Below are 3,070 nucleotides of genomic sequence, written 5' to 3'. Positions count from 1 at the left end.
GGGCCGGCCGGGGCCACATAAGCCTGTGCGGTGGTGCTGTAGTCGGGGGCTGGTAGAGCGCGGCGGTCGAGTTTGCCGTTGACGGTCAATGGCAGTTCCTTGAGCTCCACGAACGCGGCCGGCACCATATAGGGCGGCAGCATCTGCGTGAGTTGGTCTCGCACCCGGGCCACATTGATGCCGGCTTCGGTGGTGGTGGTGAGGTAGGCGACCAGTCGGGGCTCGCCGGGGGTGTCTTGGCGGGCGATGACGGCGGCTTGTTCGATGCCGTCGAGCGCGGTGAGGGTGGCGGTGATTTCGCCGCATTCGATGCGGTAGCCGCGGATTTTGACTTGTTCATCGGCGCGGCCGAGGTAGTGCAGGTGCCCGTCGGGGCCCCAGGAGACGAGGTCTCCGGTGCGGTACATCCGGGAGCCGGGTGGGCCGTCGGGGCAGGCGACGAACCTTGAGGCGGAGAGCGCGCTGCGGCGCCAATACCCCGCCCCGACTCCGGTGCCGGCGACGTACAACTCACCCACCGCCCCCGGCGGGACGGGGCGTAGCCAGTTGTCGAGGACGAAGAGGGCGGCGGTGGGGACGGGGGTGCCGATGGGGACGGTGGGGGTGTCGGGTGTTAGGGGGGTGCTGAGGGTGGCGTAGATGGTGGTTTCGGTGGGGCCGTAGCCGTTGCGCATGATCCGGTGTGGGGCCCAGCGTGCGACGACCTCGGGGGGGCAGGCTTCGCCTGCGGTGATGAGGGTGACGTTCTCGAGTCCGTGGTGGGGGAGGTGGTGTAGTGCGGCGGGGGTTTGGCTTAAGACGGTGACGTGGTGGGTGGTGATGAGGTGGTGGAGGTCTGTGGGTGAGGCGGTGAGGTGGTCGGGGACCACGACCAGGCGGCTGCCACCGAGCAGGGCGCCGAAGACTTCCCAGACGGAGTAGTCAAAGGCGTAGGAGTGGCATTGGGTCCACACCCCGTGGGTGGGGAGGTGGGGGTGCAAGGAAGTCAGGAGCGCGGTGGCGTTGTGGTGGGTGGTGGCCACGCCTTTGGGGGTGCCGGTGGTGCCGGAGGTGTAGATCAGATACGCCAGGTCCTGCGGGTCAGGTCCGGGCAGCGGGGTCGTGGTGGGTGAATCGTCGAGGGTCAGGGTGTCCAGGGTGATCACCGGGACAGTGCTAGCGGGGAGGTGGCTGGTGAGGGTGGTGGTGGTCAGGACGGCGAGCGGGGTGGTGTCGGCGAGCATGAACCCCACCCGCGCACTCGGGTGCTGCGGGTCGATCGGGAGGTAGGCGGCGCCGGTTTTCAGGACGGCCAGGATGGCCAGGATGGCGGTGTCGCTGCGGGGCAGCAGCAGGGCGATGACGGCCCCTGGTGCGGCGCCGTAGCTGGTGTGCAGGTGGTGTGCCAACTGGGTGCTGGCCGTGTCGAGTTGGTGGTAGGTCCAAGTCCGGTCCTGGAACGTTAACGCCGGCGCGTCGGGGTGGGCGGCGACCTGGTGGGCGAAGACCTGCGGAATCGAGACGGGGGCGGGTGGTGGGGTGTGCAGTGCGGGGTGGTTGCCCCAGGTGTCCAGTTGGGTGTGCTCAACCGGGGTGAGCAGGTCGAGTTGGTGCAGGGGAATGTCGGGGGTGGTGGTGAAGACTTCCAGGGTGTGGCGCCAGTGGGTGAGCAGGTTTTCGATGGTGGCGGGGTCGTAGACGTCGGTGCGGTACTCGACAGTCCCGGTGAGGATAGGGGCCCCCTGGTCGTCGAGGTGTTCGGTCAGGGACAGGACGAGGTCCATGCGGGCGGTGCCGGTCGAGACCGCGTGGGCGGTGACCTGCGCGTCGCCCAGCCTCAGAGCGGTCGTGGTTGCGGGGTGGGTCCAGGGCAGGTTTTGGTAGGCGAGCATGACTTGGATCAGGGGGTGGTGGGTGCGCGAGCGGGTGGGGTGCAGGCGCTCCACCAGGAGTTCGAAGGGGGTGTGTTGGTGTTCGAAGGCCTCCACGCTGCGGGTGCGGATGCGGGCCAGCAGCGCGGTCACCGTGTCGTGGTGGTCGATGGGGGTGCGCAGGATCAGGGTGTTGACGAAGAACCCGATCAGGTCATCGAGGCCGGGGTGGGTGCGTCCGGCGGTGGGGACCCCGATCGCGACATCGTCGGTGCCGGCCAGCGCAGAGAGGACCACGGCCAGCGCGGCGTGCACCACCATGAACGGGGAGACCTGCTGGGTGCGGGCCAGCGCGTGGATCTCACGGGTGAGCTCGGCGGGCCAGCCGAAGTCCAGGGTGGCGCCGCGGTAGTCCGCGACCGGCGGGTAGGGGCGGTCGGTGGGCAGTTCTAGCCGTTCCGGCAGGCCGGCCAGGGTGTGTTCCCAGTAGCCCAGCTCGCCGGCCAGGCGGCTGTCGGGCTGGTTGGGGTCGCCCAGCACCTGGTGGTGCCACAGGGTGTAGTCGGCGTACTGCACCGCCAGGGGTGTCCAGGTGGGGGCGGCGCCGGTCAGGCGGGCGGTGTAGGCGGTCTGCAGATCCCGGGCCAGCGGACCCATCGACCAGCCGTCGGCGGCGATGTGATGGACCAGCAGCACCAGCACGTGCCGGTTGTGGCCGGTGTGCAGCAGGGTGGCGCGGATCGGGATCTCGCAACTCAGGTCAAAGCCGTAGCCCACACCCTCGGCAACAACAGCCTCCACCTGCTCGGGCGTGAAACCGCGGGCATCAATGAGCTGCCATGGCACCTTGAGCTCGTCGGTATCGACGATGTGCTGATACCCGATGCCGTCGATCGTGTCGAAGCGGGTGCGCAGGGCCTCATGGCGGGTGATCACATCCCCCAGGGCCGTCCGAAGAGCGTCACCGTTCAGTGGGCCGTCGAGGTGGAGGACGGCGGGGATGTTGTAGACCGCCGAGGGGCCCTGCAACTGGTGGAGAAACCACAGCCGGGACTGGGCAAAGGACACCGGAATCCGGTCCGGGCGCTCCTGGGCCACGAGCGGCAGGTGTTGGATGGTCTCGGGGGTCAGGCGTTGGGCCAGCCCCGCCACCGTGGGCGCCTCGAACAGGTCCGACACCCGCACCTCGGCGTTCAAAGTGGTAGTGGCGGCGGCGATTA

1 protein-coding gene is annotated in these 3,070 nt (G+C 68.9%); it reads right to left on the bottom strand.

All coding sequences use genetic code 11. The annotated features are described in order from the left end of the window. Positions 1-3,070, bottom strand: a 3,070-nt coding sequence (locus QXH22_RS30425) for an amino acid adenylation domain-containing protein (RefSeq protein ID WP_306277859.1), incomplete at both ends; no start/stop codon positions are given.

Source organism: Mycobacterium sp. TY814, from assembly GCF_030755175.1.
Taxonomy (GTDB): domain Bacteria; phylum Actinomycetota; class Actinomycetes; order Mycobacteriales; family Mycobacteriaceae; genus Mycobacterium.
Note: the sequence above shows the minus strand (reverse complement) of the source record. Positions and strands in the feature narration are given on the sequence as shown.